The organism is Heyndrickxia sp. MSNUG (genome assembly GCF_049532715.1).
Lineage (GTDB): Bacteria > Bacillota > Bacilli > Bacillales > Cytobacillaceae > Mesobacillus.
This window is the reverse complement of record NZ_CP150978.1, coordinates 3,867,963-3,891,797: the sequence shown is the minus strand read 5'-3', so window position 1 is coordinate 3,891,797 and position 23,835 is coordinate 3,867,963. Positions and strand designations below refer to the sequence as shown.

Annotated in this window: 20 protein-coding genes; 17 read left to right on the top strand and 3 right to left on the bottom strand. The window is 40.9% G+C overall.

The features are described 5' to 3' along the window. Positions 1 to 37: 37 nt before the first annotated feature. On the bottom strand, positions 38 to 745 hold the full coding sequence (locus AABM38_RS19545) for a hypothetical protein (RefSeq protein WP_423407861.1): 708 nt from the start codon (positions 743 to 745) through the stop codon (positions 38 to 40). Positions 746 to 1,189: 444 nt separating this feature from the next. On the opposite strand from AABM38_RS19545, the gene galU reads away from it, so the two are divergent. From galU to AABM38_RS19530, 3 genes are all read left to right on the top strand, one after another. Then, complete coding sequence (gene galU / locus AABM38_RS19540) at positions 1,190 to 2,095, top strand: UTP--glucose-1-phosphate uridylyltransferase GalU (RefSeq protein WP_423407860.1); 906 nt, start codon at positions 1,190 to 1,192, stop codon at positions 2,093 to 2,095. A gap of 1 nt (position 2,096) precedes the next feature. Next, a complete protein-coding gene (locus AABM38_RS19535) occupies positions 2,097 to 3,413 on the top strand; it encodes a UDP-glucose dehydrogenase family protein (RefSeq protein WP_423407859.1) in 1,317 nt (438 codons plus the stop codon). Between the two features lie 591 nt (positions 3,414 to 4,004). Next, a complete protein-coding gene (locus AABM38_RS19530) occupies positions 4,005 to 4,658 on the top strand; it encodes a phosphatase PAP2 family protein (protein ID WP_423407858.1) in 654 nt (217 codons plus the stop codon). Between the two features lie 55 nt (positions 4,659 to 4,713). Here the strand turns inward: AABM38_RS19530 and AABM38_RS19525 are convergent, their stop codons facing one another. Continuing rightward, entirely contained in the window at positions 4,714 to 6,672 is a 1,959-nt protein-coding gene (locus tag AABM38_RS19525; protein WP_423407857.1) for an alkaline phosphatase family protein, read from the bottom strand. 387 nt (positions 6,673 to 7,059) lie between these two features. Between AABM38_RS19525 and AABM38_RS19520 the strand changes: the two genes are divergently transcribed. The 3 genes from AABM38_RS19520 to cydS are packed head-to-tail and all read left to right on the top strand — an operon-like array spanning position 7,060 to position 9,547. Continuing rightward, on the top strand, positions 7,060 to 8,406 hold the full coding sequence (locus AABM38_RS19520) for a cytochrome ubiquinol oxidase subunit I (RefSeq protein ID WP_423407856.1): 1,347 nt from the start codon (positions 7,060 to 7,062) through the stop codon (positions 8,404 to 8,406). Continuing rightward, positions 8,403 to 9,428: a cytochrome d ubiquinol oxidase subunit II gene (locus AABM38_RS19515; protein ID WP_423407855.1), complete on the top strand. Its 1,026-nt coding sequence runs from the start codon at positions 8,403 to 8,405 to the stop codon at positions 9,426 to 9,428. Before AABM38_RS19520 ends, AABM38_RS19515 begins: the two co-directional genes overlap by 4 nt. A gap of 11 nt (positions 9,429 to 9,439) precedes the next feature. Further along, positions 9,440 to 9,547: a cytochrome bd oxidase small subunit CydS gene (gene cydS, locus AABM38_RS19510; RefSeq protein ID WP_423407854.1), complete on the top strand. Its 108-nt coding sequence runs from the start codon at positions 9,440 to 9,442 to the stop codon at positions 9,545 to 9,547. A gap of 59 nt (positions 9,548 to 9,606) precedes the next feature. Here cydS and AABM38_RS19505 read toward each other — a convergent pair whose 3' ends face one another. Beyond that, positions 9,607 to 9,930, bottom strand: a complete 324-nt coding sequence (locus AABM38_RS19505; protein ID WP_423407853.1) for a BC1872 family protein — start codon at positions 9,928 to 9,930, stop codon at positions 9,607 to 9,609. A 408-nt stretch (positions 9,931 to 10,338) separates the two neighbouring features. Here AABM38_RS19505 and AABM38_RS19500 point away from each other — a divergent pair, with 408 nt between their 5' ends. From AABM38_RS19500 to AABM38_RS19450, 11 genes are all read left to right on the top strand, one after another. Continuing rightward, positions 10,339 to 10,590: a FeoA family protein gene (locus tag AABM38_RS19500; protein ID WP_423407852.1), complete on the top strand. Its 252-nt coding sequence runs from the start codon at positions 10,339 to 10,341 to the stop codon at positions 10,588 to 10,590. Continuing rightward, positions 10,583 to 11,278 (top strand): FeoB small GTPase domain-containing protein, encoded by a 696-nt coding sequence (locus AABM38_RS19495; RefSeq protein ID WP_423407851.1) that lies wholly within the window; start codon positions 10,583 to 10,585, stop codon positions 11,276 to 11,278. Before AABM38_RS19500 ends, AABM38_RS19495 begins: the two co-directional genes overlap by 8 nt. Continuing rightward, the gene (locus tag AABM38_RS19490) at positions 11,278 to 12,678 is read left to right on the top strand and encodes a nucleoside recognition domain-containing protein (protein WP_423407850.1); all 1,401 of its coding nucleotides are present in this window, start codon (positions 11,278 to 11,280) and stop codon (positions 12,676 to 12,678) included. Before AABM38_RS19495 ends, AABM38_RS19490 begins: the two co-directional genes overlap by 1 nt. Positions 12,679 to 12,968: 290 nt before the next feature. Further along, positions 12,969 to 14,000, top strand: coding sequence for a LacI family DNA-binding transcriptional regulator (locus tag AABM38_RS19485; protein WP_423407849.1), 1,032 nt, complete (start codon positions 12,969 to 12,971; stop codon positions 13,998 to 14,000). Continuing rightward, a complete protein-coding gene (locus AABM38_RS19480) occupies positions 13,985 to 16,693 on the top strand; it encodes a glycoside hydrolase family 2 protein (protein ID WP_423407848.1) in 2,709 nt (902 codons plus the stop codon). The genes AABM38_RS19485 and AABM38_RS19480 overlap by 16 nt, the downstream gene beginning before the upstream one ends. Positions 16,694 to 16,708: 15 nt before the next feature. Further along, positions 16,709 to 17,845: a glycoside hydrolase family 172 protein gene (locus AABM38_RS19475; protein WP_423407847.1), complete on the top strand. Its 1,137-nt coding sequence runs from the start codon at positions 16,709 to 16,711 to the stop codon at positions 17,843 to 17,845. Beyond that, positions 17,838 to 18,938, top strand: a complete 1,101-nt coding sequence (locus tag AABM38_RS19470) for a Gfo/Idh/MocA family protein (protein ID WP_423407846.1) — start codon at positions 17,838 to 17,840, stop codon at positions 18,936 to 18,938. The genes AABM38_RS19475 and AABM38_RS19470 overlap by 8 nt, the downstream gene beginning before the upstream one ends. A gap of 97 nt (positions 18,939 to 19,035) precedes the next feature. After that, a complete protein-coding gene (gene rbsK, locus AABM38_RS19465) occupies positions 19,036 to 19,968 on the top strand; it encodes a ribokinase (protein ID WP_423407845.1) in 933 nt (310 codons plus the stop codon). Positions 19,969 to 20,195: 227 nt separating this feature from the next. After that, positions 20,196 to 21,092, top strand: coding sequence for an ABC transporter permease (locus AABM38_RS19460; RefSeq protein WP_423407844.1), 897 nt, complete (start codon positions 20,196 to 20,198; stop codon positions 21,090 to 21,092). 10 nt (positions 21,093 to 21,102) lie between these two features. Further along, positions 21,103 to 22,035: a carbohydrate ABC transporter permease gene (locus AABM38_RS19455; RefSeq protein ID WP_423407843.1), complete on the top strand. Its 933-nt coding sequence runs from the start codon at positions 21,103 to 21,105 to the stop codon at positions 22,033 to 22,035. A gap of 33 nt (positions 22,036 to 22,068) precedes the next feature. Further along, a complete protein-coding gene (locus tag AABM38_RS19450; RefSeq protein WP_423407842.1) occupies positions 22,069 to 23,691 on the top strand; it encodes an extracellular solute-binding protein in 1,623 nt (540 codons plus the stop codon). Positions 23,692 to 23,835: the final 144 nt, after the last annotated feature.

The window sequence follows — 23,835 nt, the reverse complement described above, 5'->3', positions numbered from 1 at the left end:
CAATGGACTGGCTATATCTAAAGGCCAGTCCAATGTCCTATTTTTTAACGATCTTTGATGGATTATTGATTTTATAAGCTACTGAAACTTCTAAAAGCAGAGCCTCATCTTCAACATCCTTACCCTTCGGCAGGCTTTTCTTGACGATTTTACCGTCAAATTCCAGTTGCTGTCCTGGCTCTAATTCAAGTTTTTTTAGTGTTTTACTGTGAGATCCCCAGGCAAGGCCTACCTCAATGGGTTCATCCTGTTCAATTCTTACGTCCTCAAATACGACTACTTCATCGTTATCTTCGTTAAAATGATTCCAGCTCAAGGCAAACTGCTTCACTTTTGCTGTAAAGTGAACTTTTTCTTCAGGCAACACTAATTTTGGCTGCTTTTCTTTTTTTTCTTTTGCCTTTTTTGCAGGTTTTTCTTTTTGCGATTCTTCTAAAACTGGAGCTGCGGGTTTGGTTTCGGTTTTGATTTCTGGTGCTGTGGGTTCTGCGGGAATGCTCTCTGCTCGGGTATCAGCATTTTGAATTATGATTTCCTTCCCGAAGCTTGATGCCTGCATTTCTTTTAAATATGCAGGTTGGATGCAGGTGAGGTTACCGTCCTGAAATTCGATCACCAGCGTGTTATATTCCGCGGTTTCTCCAAAAATCTCATATCCCTTTATTTTAACAAGGCAATGTTGGTTTCTGTCTTTGTACCAGAATTCTTTTTTTGTACTTAGTCCCCATTCCTTTACCTTCTCCAAGTAATGGTCATCATCTTCAAATCGTTCGTATTCCCCTTTAGGCGGGATATATTGTGTCAAATGTGATTGATTCGTGCCAGCTACTGAATTCGCCATCTGTCCACTTCCTTTCAAGTCTATTTTACAGTCTTGACTGATAGAAAAAAAGCGCCAGCCTTCTAAAGCGGTTCTGGAGCTTCCACCGTACAGAAAATATGTATATCCTAGTTATAGAAATAGCCGTACATATCAGCCATACACGAATTAACTAATTTCAAAAAAAGCGAGAATCAAAAAAAGGTAGTACATTCGCAACGCGGATAGAATCATGACATCCATTGTCTTGATTCCATGAAATCAAAGCAACTTTGTCTGTAAAGTCTTTTCGGAATGTAGGCTTACGTCGTGAGCAGTGCTTGCCCCTTTGAATATAAAGAATTATGGAAATCAAAAGGGAGGCAGCATATGAAGATTAGAAAAGCTATAATCCCGGCAGCGGGCCTCGGGACTCGAGTTTTACCGGCAACGAAAGCGCAGCCCAAAGAAATGCTTCCGATTGTTGATAAGCCGACCATCCAATATATTGTCGAGGAAGCCGTCGCTTCAGGTATAGAGGAAATTATCATCATCATCGGCAGGGGAAAAAGATCAATAGAAGACCATTTTGATAAATCATATGAACTCGAAGATGCTTTATTAAAAAAGAATAAGCTCGATATTTTGGAAGAGGTCGAAAGGATTTCAAGTCTTGCAAATATCTATTATGTCCGGCAAAAGGAGCCAATGGGACTGGGGCATGCCATCTTATGCGCCAAAAGTTTCATTGGCAATGAACCATTCGCTGTTTTGCTCGGGGATGATATCGTTAAATCAGAAACTCCATGTTTAAAGCAAATCATCAATGTATTTGAGTACTGCAATAGCTCTGTCGTAGGTATTCAAAGTGTACCAGAGAAGGATGTCAGCAAATATGGAATCATTAAGCCGAAGGGAGCGAATCTTGAACCAAATCTTTTCTATATTGAGTCTCTTGTAGAAAAGCCTTCTGTAGAGGATGCTCCTTCAAGGTATGCGATTATGGGCAGATATGTCCTGAGGCCGGAAATTTTCGAGGTGCTGGCAAAGCTCCCGGTGGGCCATGGCAGTGAACTTCAGCTTACCGATGCCCTCAATGAACTCAGTAAGCGGCAGGCAGTGTTAGCGTATAACTTTGAGGGAGATCGCTATGATGTCGGGGATAAAATTGGCTTCGTAAAAGCTACTTTGGACTTTGCACTGCAGAGGGAAGATATTCGAGAAGAAGTACTTGAGTATTTGAAGGATTCCTATGAAAAAGCTCATGGTTTGAGCTTGAAGAGAGATGGTACCTGATATGAAGATTGCAGTGTTAGGTACTGGATATGTCGGGCTGTCCACCGGAGTTTGTCTCGCAGAAATTGGACACGATGTTGTTTGCATTGATGTTGACCAGAAGAAAATTGAAACCCTCAAGCAAGGAAAATCCCCTATCTATGAACCAGGCTTAGAAGAGCTGCTGTCCAGAAATTATGATGCTGGCAGACTAAGGTTTACAACTTCTCATCAGGAAGGAATAAGCAGAGCGGAAATTATCATTATTGCCGTAGGTACACCACAAAGTGAAGATGGGCGTGCGGATTTATCCTTTCTGGAACAGGCTGCGAAAGATCTTGCCGACCATATTGCCCGGGATTCAATCGTGGTGATCAAAAGCACAGTACCAGTGGGTACAAATGAATATTTTGAACAGCTTCTAGCTGATCATCTTAAAAAGAAAGTGGAAATTCAAATGGTATCGAACCCTGAATTCTTAAGGCAGGGGTCGGCTATCATGGATACGATGGAGGCAGATCGGATCATTATTGGAACAGAGCATGAAGAGGCGGCAGAAAAAATCAAGGAAATGTATCGGCCTTTGAATGTGCCATTCTTACTGACCAATGTGAAAAGTGCAGAAGTGATCAAGTATGCATCCAATGCGTTCCTTGCAACGAAAATAAGTTTTATCAATGAAATTGCCAACCTGTGTGAGGCTGTAGGTGCAGATGTAGAAGACGTAGCAAAAGGCATGGGCAAAGATAAACGGATTGGAATGGCGTTTTTAAACGCAGGAATCGGCTATGGTGGCTCCTGTTTTCCTAAGGATGTTAAAGCCCTGCTTCATTCATCAAGGCAGCATGGTATCCCTTTTTCTCTATTAGAAGAAACGATTGCCATTAATGATCATCAGCACCAACTGCTCGTAAAGAAAGCCATAAAACGGTTAGGAGACCTTAAGGGTAAAAAAATCGCCATGCTCGGCCTTGCCTTCAAACCGGAAACGGATGACATGAGGGAAGCACCTTCGATTAAAATGGCAAACGCCTTAACTGAGCTTGGCGCAGAGGTGGCAGCATATGACCCTGTCGCGGCGATAAATGCCTCGAAAGTGATAGGGAATAAAATCAAGTATGCCGTCTCAGCCATTGAAGCGGCTGCGTATGCAGACGCACTTTTCATCGTCACAGAATGGAAGGAATTCCAGCAGTTGAATCTCCCAGCTCTCGTGAAGTCTATGAAACAGCCAGTCATTTTTGACGGCAGGAATTGCCTCGCTGAAGAGTCAATCAGAGCATGCGAGAAAATAGAATATTATCCCGTTGGGCGGCCGGCGATTGTGGTCAGAGGTTAGAGCTGTCTGTAAGGTGAAACTCGGAATTGGAGGTTTTTGATTGAGGCCATTAGAAGCTGTGTGTAATGGTAAAGGCCTTTATAACCATTCAAAGGCGAAAATTGCCCGCAGAGTGGTTATAATAAGGGCTCTCATGACCCTTCGAAGCGAAAATCTACTGCTGAGTGGTTATGATAAGGTCTCTCATGACCCTTCGAAGTGAAAAACTGCTGCTGAGTGGTTATGATAAGGTCTCTCATGACCCTTCGAAGTGAAAAACTGCTGCTGAGTGGTTATAATAAGGCCGCTCATGACCCTTCGAAGCGAAAATCTACTGCTGAGTGGTTATGATAAGGGCTCTCATGACCCTTCGAAGCGAAAATCTACTGCTGAGTGGTTATAATAAGGTCTCTCATGACTATTCGAAGTGAAAATCTGCTGCTGAGTGGTTATAATAAGACCGCTCATGACCATAAGGGCTCTCAGTGCTTACAAGGAATGCTAAATAACAATATTTATCAAGAAGGGCGTAACTCGTCCTTCTTTTTATTTTTGAAAGGGAATAGTAAGGGTAAAATAATCTAACATGCGGTTAATTAGAGGGGGGACAACATGAAGTTGAATAGACAGCTTGTGATAGGATTTTTAGTTTCTTTCGTAGGTTTCATTGCCGTTTCATTGCTGGTAAGTGCGAATCATATTGTACGCTTGGATGGGCACATCATTTCGTTCATCCAGGGTACTGAAACAGCCTGGCTGACTACGATAATGAAATTTTTTACTTTTATTGGAACCATTCGATTCATAGCGGTTCTTTCACTCTTTGTCTTGTTCTTCCTGCTAAAAGTGCTTAAGCATAGATTGGAAATATTAATTTACCTCGCTGTTGTATTCAGTACGCCGATATTAAATAGATTATTGAAACTTTATTTTGAAAGAGCTCGTCCTGATTTGCATCGGCTGATTGAGATAGGCGGTTATAGCTTTCCAAGCGGGCATGCGATGAATGCTTTTTCGTTTTATAGCATTTTGGCCTTCCTATTGTGGCGTCATGTTCCAACGCCAGCAGGAAGAGTGGCTGTCATTCTTTTCAGCGGTTTTATGATAGCAGCGATTGGGACAAGCAGGATTTATTTAGGAGTCCACTATCCAAGCGATGTAATCGCAGGTTATCTAGCGAGCGGTTTTTGGGTCACTACTGTTATATGGGTGTTCCAAAGATACCAGGAAAGACACTTTCCTGCCATGGCAGGTGCTCAAAACTGATCATAAAATAATAGTAAAAAAGCCTGCCAGCCTTCCGGCGATAGCAGGCTTCTCGTTATTTATCGGTCAGTTCAGCAATGCTTTTTCCTTCGACGAATTTAGGAGTTTCCAGCCCTAAAATTTCATAGACAGTCGGTGCGATGTCCAGATTGGAAATTGGCTTTAAATTCTCATGTTTAGGAAAGTCTGGTCCCATTCCAAAAAAAACAGCTTTTAGCTTCTCGCGTTCAGGGTTGCCGCCATGTGTGCCTAAATCAATAGCAGGTTCTGCAACGTGAGCCATGCCGTTTCCCATGATGTAGCCTGGCGCTGCCATTAGAAGTACATCACCTGAATGATTGTCTTCCATGTCAGGCTTTCCTTTTTCACTCAATCGCTTTACTTCCTCGTAAGGATAACTATCAGTTTTAAAAACATGACTGTATAAATCCTTTGTATTTTCTTCTAAGGAAACAAGGGATAGACCTTCATTCCAAATGCTCGTCCACATCTCTTGCAGATGATGGGTTACGACTCTTCCTTTTACATTCCTCTCCACTTTAACTTCCTTGAAGGCATTTATGATTTCTTCTCTAACTTGCTCATACTCACTTTGTGGTACAATACCGTATTTTTCACGGGATTGGAGGTTTATATAAATGTGTGCTGCCGATCCGCTTGGAATGGCAATCGCTTTCGATTTTTTAGTGTCTACCTTACCATCAGCCGTTTCAACAAGTAAACCTTTGTCTTTTAATACTTTGTTCGGCTCAATAATAGAATGGGCGGGCTCCATCCCGTGATCGGAAACAATGAATAAGTTTTCGTTGTCCTCAAGTGATTTAGTGGTTTCCCCGACTACCTTATCTGCTACTTTGTAGGCCCACTCTATATTTTGCATATATCGCTTCGATTTTTCAGGCGTATAGCCTGGCTGTCTTGGGTCTGTCAGCAGGTACAAGTGTTCCTGGTGGTCGATTTGAGGGGCGTAGAACATCAGAAGATCCGGGTCGTATTCCTCTTTAATAAATAGAGAAACGTCTGTCACCCAATTAACAAAGCGCTCCGCTATATCCTCATATTCTTTTCTGCTGATCCACCCTTTTTCCAGTGCAATATCATCATCCTGAGCCGGAAAAACACCAAATTTATCGCGGATGGTTTGACTGAAGCCTTCCGGGCCATCAATTTCCCCGGAGGTCACGGCTGTCCTGTACAGCTTTGTTTCATTTTGCAAATCTGGGTTTCCTGAAGCAAACCTGAACCAAAAACCTGCTATTTGATTATCTTGTACTTTTAAACTAAGAGATCCCCAGTCATCACTTTTAACTCCCTTAGTATCCTTAAGCTCCTTGTTCTCTGAAAGGATAAACTGATTGTAGTTTTCCTTCTGGTCATTGGAAGAGTCGTAGGCCAATACATGAAGGGTTTGGTCTTTGCCATCCTTGACTTTAATCTGAAAAGAAGATTCCTTTAGAGGGCTATAGCTGTGAGGAGTGTTTTTCCAATTAGCAGCTTCAATGAATCTAAGTTTCTCTTCCTTGCTGGGGGACCAAGTATCCCCATAATAAACGGTATAGTCACCCTGCTTTCCAGTCTTTGGATTAGCTCCTGCAAAGGCAACTGTCGCCGTGATTTTCCCCTGCTTCTTCGCCTCAATCCACAATGGGTCAACGTCCAGTTTGCTCATAAAAGCATCCTGTTTGTTTGTTAAGGCCTTGTCAGGCTCCTGCCATACATTACTTACAATTGACGTTTTTAGCGGGGGAGCCCCAGTCGCTATGGCTGCATGGGACGGAGCAGTTAACGAGGGACTGACTGTAGTCGCATATTTTGCCATCGAACCGTTTTTCACTACTTTTTCGATATTTGGGAGTTTTCCATCCTTTATATATCTTCTAGTCAGGTCGTTTCTCATACCGTCGAAGGAAATCAAAACGACTTGGTTATCGTTTTTAGCAAGTGCTGATGACTCTATTGTATTTGTTAAAAATAAAGTCACTAAAATGAGTGCTGTAAATATTCTTGTTGTCATAATATCTCCCTTTAAAATATTTTCTCTAGTTTGTTTTACCTATTTTTTAAACTGTTGAAACTTTTTTATCATGGCTAATCCTGTAAAACTATTTTGCATACCATGATCCATCGTTTTAACTTACTGGGAAATGGGAATAAGTAAGGAGAAAGAGTATTACATATCAGCGTTCTCTCACATTTTATTGGTATTACTATTATGTATAACATTAAGTATGGGTTTGGTGGAGGTCGATTTGTGATTTTGTGAGCAATTTAACCTTAAGAGGTGAGTGTGTGTACAAAAAACAGGAACGAATGTTAATTTGGCTGGCCTTTATTGTGGCAGCAATCATGGGGCTGTCTTTCATTGGCCGTATTATTGCAGGTTAGAAAAGGAGAATGTTAAATGGGAAATGAAGAATCGGTCTTTTTCAGCCGAGTCTTAACTGAGCTGACGTTATCATTCCATATCATTTACGCAACCATAGGGGTGGGCATCCCGCTCATGATCATGATTGCTCAATGGGTCGGAATCAAAAAACAGGATGAACATTATATATTAATGGCACGGAGATGGACGCGGGGTTTCGTCATTACCGTCGCAGTAGGAGTCGTGACTGGGACGGCAATCGGGCTTCAGTTGTCTTTACTATGGCCGAACTTTATGGAGCTGGCTGGAAACGTCATAGCGCTTCCGCTTTTCATGGAAACATTCGCATTTTTCTTTGAAGCGATTTTCTTAGGAATCTATTTATATACTTGGGATCGATTTGAGAACCAGAAAAAACATTTGCTCCTTCTGATTCCTGTCGCAATAGGTGCTTCGTTTTCAGCTGTGTTCATTACGATCGTGAATGCCTTTATGAATGCGCCACAGGGCTTTGATCTTGTGAACGGTCAGCTCGTGAATATCAATCCCGTTTTAGCGATGTTCAATCCAGCCATGCCAACAAAGGTAGCTCACGTTCTGGCAACAGCCTATATGACATCGGCGTTTGTGTTAGCATCGATTGGCGCTTATCGGCTTCTTAAGGGATCTAATCATGTTTATCATAAGAAAGCTCTGTTTCTAACTTTGAAAATCGGACTTATTTTTTCAATCGCTGCTGCTATGATCGGCGATTTTTCGGGAAAATACCTGGCTGAATATCAGCCTGAAAAACTAGCTGCTGCAGAGTGGCATTTCGAAACGCATGAAGGTGCGCCATTAATGCTATATGGTGTGCTGGATGACGGTGAAGTTAAATATGCAATAAAAGTGCCATATGCACTCAGTATATTAGCTCACAGCAATCCGAAAGCAGAAGTCATTGGCCTTGATCAGTTTGAAGACGATGAAATTCCGCCGCTATATATCCATTATCTCTTCGACAGCATGGTTACGATCGGCATGTGGCTGACAGGTTTATCACTTCTCTATGTGCTGGGAGTTTGGTTTAAAATGAGTTTTATACACGCCAGATGGTTTCGCTGGCTCCTCGTCCTCGGTGGTCCGCTGTCGATTCTCGCCATCGAGCTGGGCTGGTGGTTTGCTGAAGTTGGACGCCAGCCATGGATTCTCCGCGGCATTTTGCGAACAGAAGAAGCCGCAACAACAAGCGGCCACGTAGACACCATGCTGCTCATGTTCGCTGGACTATATCTTGTTCTGGGAATCGGAAGTGGGGTCGTTCTGACTAGAATGTTCCGCAAAAATACGGTGGAACAGGAGCTCGCTGACAGGGATTTGGAGAGGGAAGGTGACATGCGATGACACTTGAGATTATCGGAATTTCGGTCCTTTGGCTCTTTCTGTTTGGCTATGTCATCGTCGCCTCGATTGACTTTGGTGCTGGTTTTTTCAATGCATACAGCTTATTCAGAGGGAAACAGCATATTCTCACGCGGATCATTCAGCGATACCTTTCTCCAGTGTGGGAAGTGACGAATGTCTTCCTTGTCTTCTTTTTCGTAGGAATTGTCGGTTTCTTTCCGAAAACGGCCTATTATTATGGAACGATTCTGCTGGTTCCAGCTAGCATTGGAGTTGTTTTGCTTGCCATCCGCGGAGCGTATTACGCTTTTACGACCTATGGAGGGCTCGAGCATAAAAGATACACCTATTTATATGGACTTTCTGGTTTGTTCATCCCAGCTTCTTTGTCCATTGTTCTGACGATTTCGGAAGGCGGCTTTGTCAGTGAGAAAGCATCAGGACTTGAACTGGATTACTGGGCATTGTTCACCAGCCCGCTGACCTGGAGTATTGTTGTTCTTAGTTTGGCTGCTGTTCTGTATATTTCAGCTGTATTTTTAACATGGTATGCAAATAAAGCTCAGGACAAACCGGCAACAGAGCTGCTTCGGAAATATGCATTAACCTGGTCTGTGCCTACGATTGTTACTGCTACAGGAATCATCATTGAGCTTAAGGGCCATAATCCTGCGCATTACAGCCGCTTAATGGACTTTTGGTGGCTGTTCGCAATCTCGTTTATCTTATTCGCAGGGACTGTTTATCTGGTAGGGAAGGGGAAGGCTTATGGAGTAGCGTTCGGGCTTTTAACCGGACAATTCCTGATTGCCTTTTTCGCCTATGGCATCTCCCATTATCCATATCTGCTTTATCCATACCTGACGATTTATGACAGTTTCACGAATGAAGCGATGGCCATCGCTCTGATTATCGCTTTTGTAGCTGGACTGGGGCTGCTGCTTCCATCATTATATTTGCTTCTGCGCCTGTTCTTGTTTAACAAGGATTATGTTCGCGGCAAAAGAAATGACCATGCATAGGAGGTATTAATATGGATGAATTTTTAATGTTCTATGCTCCTTTTGTCGTCATCATCGGATCCATCGCTGCCGCATTTTGGCTGGCAGGGAAGGATGGAGCAATTAGAGAGCGGGAATAAACAAAAAAAGCTGTAAAACCGCTTGGTTTTACAGCTTTTCTCTTGAGAGTTTGATGGATCTAACACAGTTTACGCCATAAAGCAGAACTACTAACGACTGAGGTATTCTCAATGATGGAATATGCTGCATTCGTAATCGCCTGTGCCAAAGTTTCGCCTGTTGCACGGACTTCATTAAACCAGACCTCAGATTCCCCATCAGCCCTGAATTTGTAACCTAGATCTTCTAATTTTTCTGCAACCATCAAAGCGTGGTCAAGGTTTTGCTCCGGTTGAAAATCACAATCATTGATAAAAACACCTTTCTCATAATCATACCAGCGGTCCCACCTATTTAACTTCCAGCCAAGGATCCTTCTTGCAATGGAGTCTGTCTTGTTCATTTGCTTCTTCCTCCTCTTTTTTTGGATATTTTTAATAAATTTGTTAACTGTGTCTCGCTCTTGCTATTAAAAATATAAAATATTTGTTATATAACAGTTAATTTATTTTCATTATAATATATAACAACAGGAAAGAACAACTATAATTGTTTTATAGAGTTGAAATATTTCCATGTAAAATTATTCTTCATGATCTGCGTTTGCCTTATCATCGTTCTGATAACTCATATAAAGCTTGCTTAAATTTTTGCAGGCTTTTTTTCTGTCTTTATATTGAGCCTGGAATAGTGAATATATTTTGTCAGGAGAAAAAACTATATTAAAAAATTTTTGACAATATGAACATCTGTACATATAATAAAACAAAAAGTTGCACTAGGTAAAAACTATAGTGTGGAGGAAAAAAAGATGGCTGGGACTAATATGGTGACATTGTTTGAAGGTCAAAAAGGTGATTTTATAAAAATTTTGAATCTAACTCTAGAAGGAACGATGCGAAGAAGATTGCTTGATCTCGGTTTCGTGCCTGGCGCTATTGTAGAGGTTATAAGAAAAAGTCCACTTGGTGACCCTATTGCTTTTCGTGTGTGCAGTACATCCATTGCATTAAGAAAAGAAGAAAGTATCAATATTGAAGGGGAGCTGGTTAACAATGGCTGAGCGATATCGGATTGCGCTGGCAGGAAACCCAAACACCGGCAAAAGTACTTTGTTTAACACATTGACCGGTTTAAAACAGCATACGGGAAATTGGGCTGGTAAAACGGTTGATATAAAAGAAGGCTCGTTTTTATTCAAAGGAAAGTCCTATTCCATGATTGATTTGCCAGGTACGTATTCACTGTTTTCCAATTCACTTGATGAGGAGACAGCACGCAACTATATCATTTTTGAAAAGCCAGATCTCACCATAGTTGTTCTAGACGCAACTGCCCTGGAGCGAAATATGAATTTGGCCCTGCAGGTGATGGAACTGACAGAAAAAGTGATTGTATGCATCAATTTAATTGATGAGGCTGAAAAAATGGGCATTAAAATCAACGAGAAAATTTTGATGAGACGCCTGGGAGTGCCTGTTATCAAAATATCTGCCCGAAACAAAACAGGCCTGCCTCTGCTGCTGGATACAATGGAAAGAGTGATAACAGGGGCTATTCCATGTTCGCCTTTGAAAATTACCTATGATGAAGAAACGGAACAAAAGATCGATCGTCTTTTACCACAGGTTCAAAGTGTTTTCGGGGATAAAGTACCTGCCAGATGGCTCTCGTTAAGACTTTTGGACGGAGATAAAAGGTTGCTGGAGGAATTGACGCTGCGGCACCTTAAGAAGGAGGTCTCAAGCTAATGGGGGATACATCATTAGAAAAACAGCAAATGTTAAATACTCTGTTCGATCATGCTGAGCAATACTCATCAGAAAAAACACGTGACAAGATTGTAGAAGCGCTTTATCGGAACAGCAGCCAATTTATTGCAGAAGGAGTTAGATATTCAAAGACGAAGCATGACCAGCGGACCGAGCGATTGGATGCTATACTAACTTCGCCAATTTGGGGATTTCCGATCATGCTTCTTATGCTTGGAGCTGTTTTTTATTTGACAATAGCCGGTGCCAATATTCCTTCCTCTATGCTCGCTAATTTTTTCGGCTGGCTCGAAGGATATATTACCATTCTTTTTAACATGGTGAATGCTCCGGAATGGCTGCACGGTGTATTGGTGCTAGGGTTTTATCGGGGAACAACGTGGGTCATCAGTGTGATGCTGCCACCGATGGCTATCTTTTTCCCGACTTTCGCACTTTTAGAGAATTATGGGTATTTACCTAGGGTTGCCTTTAATATGGACCGACTGTTTAAAACGGTAGGAGCTCACGGAAAACAATCGCTCACCATGGCTATGGGATTTGGCTGTAATGCAGCAGCCATGATGTCAACGAGAATTATAGAATCACCAAGGGAAAGGATACTGGCAATCCTGACAAACAACTTCGTACCATGTAATGGCAGATGGGGGACATTGATTTTGCTGGCCTCCCTGTTTATGGCCGCTAATTTTACCGGAGGGATTAAATCACTAGTAACCACCTCGGTCATAGTTGGCATCGTATTATTTGGAATCATTGTCACGTTCTCTGTTTCTTGGATTCTATCAAAAACAGTATTAAAAGGTGTTCCGACCCACTATACGTTGGAGCTGCCGCCCTATAGAAAGCCAAAAATCTTCGATACGGTTATTCGTGCGTCGTTAAACAATTCAGTTTCAGTGCTTAATCGAGCGGTTAAGGTTGCTGCCCCTGCTGGAATCCTGACCTGGGTTCTGGCAAATATCGATATCAACGGCACAAGTATTTTGCTCCACATGGTCCAATTCATTGATCCAATTGGACAAATGATCGGTCTGGACGGTTATATTCTCATGGCCTTCATAATCGGCTTGCCTGCAAACGAGATTGTCTTACCTGTCCTTTTGATGGGTTACCTCTCAACAGGTGAATTAATCGATACCGGTGGAATCGATAATATTAAGCAGATATTCCTTGATCATCACTGGACTTGGCTGACGGCGTTAAACATGATGCTATTTTCACTGCTGCACTACCCATGCGGAACGACATTAATTAATATTTACAAAGAAACGAAAAGCAAAAAATGGACTTTTCTTGCCTTCATCATTCCGACAGTCATCGCTTTAGGAGTTACTTTCATCATTGCTCAAACAGTAAGGTATTTTGGGTGGGTTTAATGAATACTAAATCATCAAATAAAGAGGGTGTCCCAAAAGTATCTTGGGACACCCTTTCATTTAAAATAAGGTTTAAATATACGAATATTAAAAGGAATTACCACACATTAATATAAAAATTTAATTGAATTATTTTCGAGTTTTAAACATATTATCATAAATAAAGGCAGAATATTTTAAAAAGTCAATATTTTAATTGAATCTAGCATTTTAGTTATTTATAATTGAAAAAAAAGACTTTTTATTTTTTTAAGATTTATGTAACCGGTTACATATAAGGTGGGAATAGGATGGCGACAATTCGTGATGTGGCAAAATTAGCAGGTGTTTCAGTAGCAACAGTTTCCAGGGTATTGAACCAGAACGGCTATGTGAACAAGGACACAGAAAAGACTGTTCTGCAAAGTATGAAGGAGTTAAGTTTTGAACCAAGTCAAGTTGCCAGGAGATTAGCAGGAAAGACAATGAAAACCATATCATTGATCCTTCCTGATATATCAAATCCGTTCTTTCCGGAATTGGCCAGAGGCGTTGAGGATATAGCCCAACAGCATCAATTCAATGTCTTTCTGGGCAATTCCGACAACCTTGAAAAAAAGGAAAAATCGTATATAGAAGTTATGCAAAAAAAGAGCATCGATGGCTTAATTATTGTTTCCAACACAGTAGAGGAGGAAACGATCAATAAACTCCAAAATGCAAAGATTCCCGTGGTTTTACTAGACCGTCCTTTTACTGGCAATAATTGCAGCATTGTACGGGCACGTAATTCGGAGGGGGCCCAGTTAGCGGTCAAACATCTATTCGAGGTGGGCTGTAGGAAAATAGCGCATATTTCAGGCCCCGACAACATTAATCCAGCTTATGAGAGATTAATAGCTTATATTAATATGGTTTCTGGCCATGATTGGTACGACCAATCCCTAATAGAAGAAGGTGGCTTTGATATTAAAGGAGGGAGAGAAGCGATGAAGCGGCTGCTCCAGTCCAACGCGGATATTGATGGTGTCTTTGCCGGCAATGATTTAATGGCACTGGGTGCATTGAAGGAATTACTCCAAATGGGAATAAAGGTTCCTGAACAAATAGCAATTTGTGGCTTTGACGGTATTCAGCTGACAGAATACACTGAGCCAGGAATCACAACAATTGCTCAGCCAATTTACGAAATGGGAGCATTGGCAACCGAAGTACTAATCAAGAAGATTCAAGGCGAGGAACATGAAAATAAAATTTTTGAATTACCAGTAAAATTGATACAAAGAAATTCAACAAATAAAAATCACGTACAAATGGGAGGCTTGGCATGGAGAAAAAAATAAACCTGTCTGGAGAATGGGATGTATTTATTGATTTTTCTAAGCCTGTAGGACAGTATGAGGAAATTTCAAAAAATAGAAGATGGTCTAAAATTACTGTTCCTGGCTGCTGGGAACAAGCTGAACGAGATAAAAAGTCTGACGGACCTGTTTGGTACCGGAAAATTTTCACTGTACCAGAAGAATGGAATGAAGGTTCAGTCGCCATTCATTTTGAAGGGGTCAACTATTATAGTGAGGCTTGGTTAAATGGAACAAAAATCGGCTCGCATGAAGGTGGATGGAATGGCTTTGAATTAGATATCAGCAATGCGATTGATTTTTCCAATGAGAATGAATTGCTGGTCAAAGTTTATAAGCAGGGAGACAAATACCCGGTTCGAGAGTGTCTTGCTGGTTTCTTTCCGGATGTAGGAGTAATTTTCGGCGGTATATGGAAGCCAGTAACTGTAAAATTACAACCTTCTGCAAAGATTGAAGATGTATTTGTAAAACCGAACATTCAAGAAGAAGAAATAGTGATTGAATTTGATATCAAGAATCATGCAGGAATATCTCAAAACATACTTTTGCAATTTTCTCTATACAATCCCAGCGGGGAACTTGAAAATACAGTGACAAAAGAAGTCCTTCTACCAGAAGAACCGCTTCTGTTGAGTCAATCCTGTACAGTTAACCTGAAAAACGACATTCAATTATGGAATCCGGAAGAACCTATGCAGTATAGGCTGGAAACCAAAGTGTTAAAAGGTGAACAGGAAATCTTCGCTGACCAAACAAGATTTGGCATGAGGGAGTTACATATTAAAGGAGATCAAATCTATCTAAATGGAAATCCGTTATACGTACGGGGTGTATTGCATTGGGGATGGTATTCAGAGACCATTGCGCCAATTCCAACCAGAGATGAAATAAGGGAAGAGCTTAGACAAGTAAAAGAAAGTGGATTTAACCTTGTAAAACATTGTTTATATGTTCCGACCAAGGATTACTTTGAAATCGCGGATGAACTGGGCATATTCATTTGGCAGGAGCTCCCTTTATGGCTTCCTCAGGTTTCCTCAGACTTGTATAATCGAGTATTTTATCAGTATGACCGGATCATCCGTGAAATTCGAAACCATCCCTCCATTATATTATGGACTCTTGGCTGTGAACTCGATCATTCTGTTAATGCTGATTTTTTATCGGATCTATATAAAATGGTAAAAGTACTGACGAACAATGCGATTATCCGTGACAACAGTGGTTCAGGGGAATGCTATGGAGGCCTGTTAAAAGAATATGCGGATTTCTATGACTATCACTTTTATAATGATGTTCATTTCTATCGGGATTTAATTAATCAGTTTGCAGGATCATGGAGAGAAAACAAGCCGTGGGTTTTTGGTGAGTTTTGTGATTACGATGTTTTCCGGGATATCGAGGCTGTCAGAAAGCAGTATAATGGAGAGCTGCCATGGTGGTTAAAGGATGATCTGATTGAAAACCCGGGTTCAAAAGAGGAACGCTGGAATTGGTATCGCCAGGAAGCAAAAATGGAGCTGCTAAACCTGCCTTTTTCCTCGCAGCATATCGTTGAAAACTCAAATCGCAGTGCCTATGTTTATAGAAAAGCAGTTTTAGAACTTGTACGTTCCTATCAAAAGATAACAGGGTATGTGTTGACCTCTATTAAAGGAAATCCTATTGCAACGAGCTCAATTTTTAATGATTTTGGAGAACCAAACCATGTACCAGCCGCATTTAAACAGTTTAACAATAGTACTGTGATCTCATTAACATGGGATAATCGCCGAAACTGGGTAAATGGAGGCGACCGATTAATCAACTGGGATCCAAATAATTATTCTTCTAGTGACATCTTCAGACCTCACATGTATATATCTCACTACGACCGAGACTCAATCACAATTGCAAATTTATACTGGGAGCTTATAGGAAGCGATCAAACTCTAGCATCAGGGGAAGTATCAAATATTAAACTATCTCCTGGTGAAGCAAAAGAGGTTGGAATCGCAGAAGTAATCTTGCCAGAAGTGCAACATCCGACAAAAATTCTCTTCAAAGTTAAATTAACCAGTGATAAGGAAGAAGTATTGAATGAATGGCCATTTTGGATATTCCCTAAAAGACTTAATCCTGACTATTCAAAAATCTGTATGAATGATCCTTTGCATTTATTGACTGGTTTGGAAAAAGTGATACCAGATATGAATCAGGAAGCAAAAGGAAATCAGGAAACAAAGGTAATCGTTACATCCCTGCTGCAGCCAGAACACTTTGAATTTTTGGAACAGGGAGGGAGAGTGTTTTATATCCAGCGTGGAGAAGGCGAGTTCCCAGTCCAACATCTGCCATTCTGGAGAGAATCCATTCAATTATTTCACTCGCATCCTGTGATGAATACTTTTCCGCATGAAGATCATACCGGAATGGTCTTTTATGGAATTGCGACTGATACTGCTTTTGAAAACATGGGGAAAGATGAGTGCGCGCCAATAATGGATCGCTTAGATGCCCGAACATTCGAACTCAATAATTATCTATTTGAACGTAGTATTGGCAAAGGGAAGTTAATAGCGACGACTTTGCGTTTTGAAGGTGGATTGGGAGCACAGCCAACAGGCATAAATCATAACCCGGCAGGATTATATTTATTTGAAGCGATCATCAAATATTTACTAGATTCCTAAACAGAGGTGAAATCGATGGGAATGGGATTCAGCACACTGGCTGATTTGGCCAGGATTCGAAAATGTAAAAGAAGAAGGATATCCAGCTTTGACCGGACAGGAGGGAATTACGATTGGTATGAAATTGCTTCGGGTGAAACGCGGACGATAGCTGACATCAAAGGAGCAGGAGCAATCAGACATATATGGTGTACGATGTTTCCTCCGTCAGGTGAGGAGTTCTTCCTTCGCAAAGTGTTAATAAGAATGTTTTGGGATGGAGAGGAGCATCCGAGCGTTGAAGTGCCAATTGGTGATTTCTTCGGCATGGGCCATGGCATGAGTAAGGATTTTTGGTCACTCCCGCTTGTTATGGCACCAGATAACGGCAGGGGATTTAATTGCTTCTTTTCAATGCCATTTTCCTCGTCAGCAAAAATTGAAATTGTGAACGAATGTGAGTCACAGCTTAACTTCTATTTTTATATAGATTATGAAGAATATGACAAACTTGAAGCTGATTTAGGCCGTTTTCACGCGCAATGGCGAAGGGAAAATGCCACTGGGACCTGGGGGGCAGAAATGCCGCTCCCAGAAGCGTTAGGCTCAACTCCAGAGGGGCAGAGTTATCTGCTGGATGTTCTCTGGAAGCAGCCGAATTTAACTGGGGATGATAATTACATTATCCTCGAAGCAGAGGGAACCGGACATTATGTAGGCTGTAATTTGAATATAGACTGTTTCGCCCAGGAGAAGAACAATTGGTACGGAGAAGGCGATGATATGATTTTCATTGACGGTGAGGAATTCCCGTCCATTCATGGGACAGGAACGGAGGATTACTTTAATACTGCATTCTGTCCAAGGGATGAATTTAGTACTCCGTATTTTGGAATTAACCTGAATTCAGGTGATGAAGATAATCCATGGAGAGGAAAGAATTCGATGTACCGCTTTCACATAGAGGATCCTATCCAATTCTCCAAGTCAATCAAGGTGACCATTGAGCATGGCCACGCAAATAAGTTGATGAATGATTATTCAAGTACTGCATACTGGTACCAGCTTGAACCTCATGCAAAGTATCCTGACATGCTGCCTATGAAGGACAGACTTCCAAGGAAATATAAGAAGAGAATAAGTTTGGTAGAAGAGAAGCAGGAAGGTGAATGATTTGGAGGGACACGGACGCCATAAAAGAATAGGCAAAAGCTTTCGAATTGGAGTAGCAGGGTTAGGGGAAGGCAAGGGATTGATCAAGGGCTTGCAGGGCCATCCAGAATTATCTGTTGTTGCCGTTTGTGATGTGAATCAAGAAGTACTAAAGAAAACCCAAAATGAATTTGGTGTCCCAAATGGATACTCAGATTATGACGAAATGGTGCGAAGACAGGACATTGACATCATTGCTATCTACACCCCTGACCAGCTCCATTTTCAACATATTAAGAGCGCCTTTCAAGCTGGCAAACATGTGATTTGCACAAAACCTCTTGTGAATTCTTTAATTGAGGCAAGGGAGATTCTGGAACTAAAAAAGGCATATCCAGATCAACAACTGCTAGTTGGCCAAAGCTCCAGGTTTTTTGGACCGATGCAGCACCAAAGAAAGGCATTTGAAAGTGGTAAGCTTGGAGAATTGAGTTATGTTGAGACCCAGTATGTTCATGATATGAGATGGTTTTACAAAACAAGAGGGTGGGCCCGTGAAGGCGGTTTCGACCTGCTTTTTGCCTGTTGTTCCCACCCTGTTGATTTAATTCGCTGGTATATGGGGGATGTGGATGAGGTATTTGCCTACGCCAGCAAATCCTTGATAGCGGAACAAGCACAGTTTCAAGGCAATGATACCTTTATGATCAACCTGAAGTTTGAATCTGGGAGGATTGGCAGAGTACTAGGTTTATATGGTCTTGAGCATCCGCATCATACTCGTCCATGGATTGAAGTAGGTGTCTATGGTACAAAAGGAACCTTCATTGCTAAATATCCTCAATTAGAGTCAATCATTAAATATGAGGGAGAGCCTGAGAGAGTCGAATCCTATTTTGAAGATATTTATCATTATTTCCAATTTGAGGGCGTCAACCATCATGCCGGTGAGTTTGTGAATTATACCGAGTATTTTGCGAGTTGCCTGGCACAAAATGAAAAAGCATTTCCAGACGTTGTCGATGGATATAAAACGATCGCCGTTTTAGAGGCAATAAGGGAATCTATTCATTCAGGTATGCCGGTTAAGGTTGGAAAACTAGTAGATGAATAAAAACTCCCTGTTATCAGTGGTCTTGGAGAACATGTGAAAAATGGAAAAAGACAGTTAAGTTAACAGGAACGGAAATAATAAAGTTAGGATGCTTAGTATGCCAAATATGAAACTGCTTGTAGTAGGAAGTATCAATATGGATATCTTCACATATGTAGAAAATCACCCCAAGCCTGGAGAAACCATTAAAAGCGGGAAGGTTCTCTATAGCGGTGGCGGGAAAGGAGCCAATCAGGCAGTTGCTGCATCGTTATCTGGGGCAGAAGTCCATATGCTTGGGGCAGTAGGAAGTGACGCATTTGGAAAACCGCTCATTGAATCTTTAAGAGGTTACCAGGTGAATATCGAAAATGTAATGGTAAAGAACATGAATTCTGGCCTTGCTTTTATCACAGTAGATCAAAGCGGAGAGAATTATATTGTTTTATCTGAAGGTGCAAATGGTTTAATAGCGAAGGAGAATATTGACAAGCTGTTTGCAGCATCTGGGCTCCCTTCTGCGGTTTTGGTCCAAAACGAAATTAATTGGGATGCCACTATATACACAATGGAGAAGGCGAAAGAAAATAATTGTAAAGTGTATTATAATGCGGCTCCGGCTAAAAAAATTACGGATGAAGTGTTTGAATTGATTGATGTCCTGATCATTAATGAAACAGAAGCACAAACCTTAACTGGAATCGAACCAACGACAAAAGAAGAATTGTTAAAAGTCATCCAGCAGCTGATCAATCGAGGTATAGAAGAAGTGATCATTACCTTGGGGAAACAAGGAGTTTTTTATGGAGATAGAAACGGCGAACGATTTTCTATGCCAGCATTTAAAGTGACCTCAAAGGATACTACAGCTGCAGGTGATACCTTTGTGGGTGCATATGTTACCAATCGGTTATTGGGAAGAAAGGTGCATAGAGCATTGGAATATGCATCGGCCGCAGCAGCTATAGCTGTCACTCGAGAAGGTGCGCAGATTTCAATTCCCAATAAGGAAGAAGTAGAAGAGTTTTTAAGAAGGAATCAGAAAGACTAGTATAAATTTACTAATATTTAAAATATTCAAATTAATTAAAGGGTATTTTTATAAAACCGAGAAATAAAATGTTAATAAAAGAAATGTAACCGGTTACATAGTCCCTGCTGGAATCATTCTGTAAAGGAAGTTTTTATTAAGGATGTGTAACCGGTTACAGATAGGTGTGATGCCATATAAGCATAGAAGGATTTTATTTTTAGCGGGAGGGGGAAACGTGTTCAATTATGTGGCTATATCTTAAAAAAAATAAGTTTTTATATTTGATGATGCTGCCGGTCCTTCTTTGGTATTTAATTTTTATGTATATCCCGATGTATGGATTAGTGCTGGCATTTCAAGATTATTCATTCAGCGGAGGCTATTTTGGCAGTGAGTTCATTGGCTTAGATAATTTCCGGATCCTTCTGGAAGATCCTAATTTCCGTGATGCATTTTCTAACACGATGGTAATCAATTTTCTAAGAATCATTTTTGGTTTCCCGATTCCCATCCTGTTCGCCATCCTCCTTAATGAAGTTTTCCATGTGAAATTCAAGAAGTTTGTACAAACGATTACTTACTTGCCTCATTTCATTTCCTGGATTGTATTAGCAGGGATCCTGAACTCCATCCTTGCATTGGATTCAGGTGCCATTAATTTGGTTTTGACGAAGTTAGGATTTGAGCAAATCAATTTCTTTTTGGAAAATGAATACTTCCGTCCGATGCTGATCATCACTGAAATTTGGAAGGAAATAGGGTGGAGTGCCATAATCTATCTTGCTGCCATAGCAGGAATTAATCCCACACTATATGAAGCCGCTACAATTGATGGCGCTAACAGATTCCAAAGAATTATTTATGTAACGATCCCTTGTATCCGCAATGTCATCGCAATCATGCTCATTCTTCAAATCGGAAATATTCTTCAGATGGGATTTGACCAAGTATATAACTTATATAATCCAGTCGTTTTTGAATCGTCCGACATCATCGATACCTACATAGTCCGCAACCTCACCAATGCCACAAACTTAAGCATCCCAGCTGCAGCAGGCTTAATCAAATCTTTGATCAGCTTTGGATTATTAATCATCGCAAACTATTTAGCCAAACGAATGGGCAATCAAGGAATCTATTAGAGGTGATGCCATGGAAACGATAAAATCGACCAGTCAGAGCAAGATGCCTGTTAACTTCAATAAAGGGTTGAAAAATAGACCAGCAAAAGGCCATCCAAAGAAATTTCATTTGTTTGATTACATTAACTATCTATTACTTGGATTTATTACTTTAGTTACCATCTATCCTTTTTGGTACGTATTGGTCATATCATTATCCACACAAGAAGGATTCTATAAAGATATCTATCATATTATTCCGAACAGCTTTTCTCTTGAAACGTATAAGTATGCCTTTACCAATGAGCAAATCTTCAGGTCATTGGCCGTGAGTCTTACGGTAACTGTGTTGGGGGTATTGTTGAGCCTGGTTTTAACAGCGATGGGAGCGTATGTGCTATCTAAAAAGAACCTCAAAGGAAGGAAGCAGCTCTTTATTTTCATGATCTTTACGATGTTCTTCAATGGAGGAATTGTTCCGTTATATGTATTGGTGAATTCTCTTCAGATGCGTGACTCAATATGGGCACTGATCATCCCGATGGCGATCAATACCTTTAACTTAATCTTAATGATGAATTATTTTTCTTCATTGCCTGAAAGCCTTGAAGAATCGGCGAAAATGGATGGTTGTAATGATTTTCAGATTCTTTTTAAAATTGTCCTTCCATCCTCAAAGCCGATTGTCATGACCATCATCCTTTTCTATGCGGTGTTCTATTGGAATGAATGGTTTTTGGCTATGCTGTTCATTTCAGATCAGGAGATGTATCCACTCTCGCTGTTTTTAAGAAATATGATTTTAAGTTCTCAGAACTTCATGTCAACAGGCCTTGCAAGGCAGGTTCCGGAAATGCTCAAAGCTACCATCATTATTATCAGCATAATCCCTGTATTGATCTTTTATCCCTTTGTTCAAAAACACTTTGTTCAGGGGATTATGCTAGGTTCCGTTAAAGAATAGGGAGTTATGAAACAATTAATATTAGGGGGGAACATGATGAAAAAAACTCTGGGCTATTTAATTATTTTTTGTCTGGGAGTCATGATGTTAAGCGGGTGTTTAGGAGGAAGTGACAAAGCTGGGAAGGATGATCCTCAAGGCGGTAAAAGTGAGGGAAAGGTGACTTTAAAGATTTTTCGACCTGCAAATGTTTTGGATACAGATAAGGATCCAGTATTTCAGGAAATTGGAAAGCGGCTGAATGTAAATATTGAAATTGTAACTGCACCTTGGGATCAAGTAACGACAAAGACCAACCTAATGATGCAATCAAAAGAAGAGATTGATATTATCCAGGCGGAATTCCAGACTAATCCATGGATGCAATGGGCAGAAGATGGATTAGTATACAGCATTGATGAACTAATCAAAGGAAAAGAAGATAAATTTCCATTCATCAACTCCATTACGGATGCTGAAAGTTTTGCGGGTTTGAAAGTTGATGGAAAAAAATATTACGTTCCTGGTTCCCACCATGGACAGGATACAGCCCTTTTCATTCGAAAAGACTGGCTTGAAAAACTGAATCTTGATATGCCTAAGACAATGGATGAGTTCTATGAAGTGTTGAAAGCCTTCAAAGATCAGGACCCAGACGGTAATGGCAAGGATGACACAATCGGCTTACAAGTAACGATGCCTGCTGTTGACAACTATGCGGAATTAGACGGGGTCATGCATGGGTTTGGAGGAAGCTTCGGCGGATTCTTTGAAGACTATGTAGTTGAAGATGGCAACGTTGTGGCTCTTGAAACAACTGACAATACAAAAGATGGCTTTACTTTTATTAATAAACTGTACAGAGAAGGTCTTATGAACAAAGATTTCCCTAACCTGAAGAATGTTGACGAAGGAAATGCAAAATATCTTTATGCTAACAAGGCTGGAGCAATCTGGACATCACGCACTGCGGAATTCGAAACAAACATCCAAAAGGTTGACCCGAATGCGGAGCTTGCTTTTGTACCTCCAGTGGTAGCTGAAGGACATGAATTCGTACCTTTGCAGGGCTCTGCATGGTGGATGATGGCTGGTATTCCGAAAACATCAAAGAACCCAGAAAAAGCTCTTGAATTTATTGAATTTGTCAATAGCAAGGAAGGAAGGGAATTGCTGGTCGCTGGCGTGAAGGACCGTCATTACACAGAGATATCAGCAGACGGAGTTTATGACAGAAATAAGGAAAACTGGGAGAAAGATTACGATGTAAAAGCCAATGGCTATGATCACCCGTTATGGTGGGGATTCCTTACTACAGTCCATGGTTATATCCCTGTAACCGAGTATGGAACCTTTGAAGAGGCATTGAAAAACGTAAAGATGTTTGTAAGTGATGAAGATGCTAAAAAGGAATTTAACTGGAAGACCGCCGTGGAATATGGATCATATTACAATGAGCCAAATCCATTCCATGCTGTATATATTGATTCAGTTCAAGATAAACGGTCGAAGATCCAAAATAACGTCAAGGCTGTCTACTTCCTGAAAATGATTACAGCTAAAAATGAAAAGGAAGTCGAAAAGCTGTGGGGAGAATATAAGAAAGCATGGGAAGCTGCTGGCGGAAAAGAAGTAATAGAAGCCTATCAGGATTTTTATGATGAAAATCTAAAGTAGTCCTTAAATGAGGTTTTAAAGGGGCGGGGTTGCACGTGGATCCCTGCCCCCTTAAACATAGACTCCGTCAAAGCCGATTGTTGATTTTTAAACCCTTTTGATTGGGAGTCGAAGGTACGAGACTCCTCTGAAAATGCTAACGCA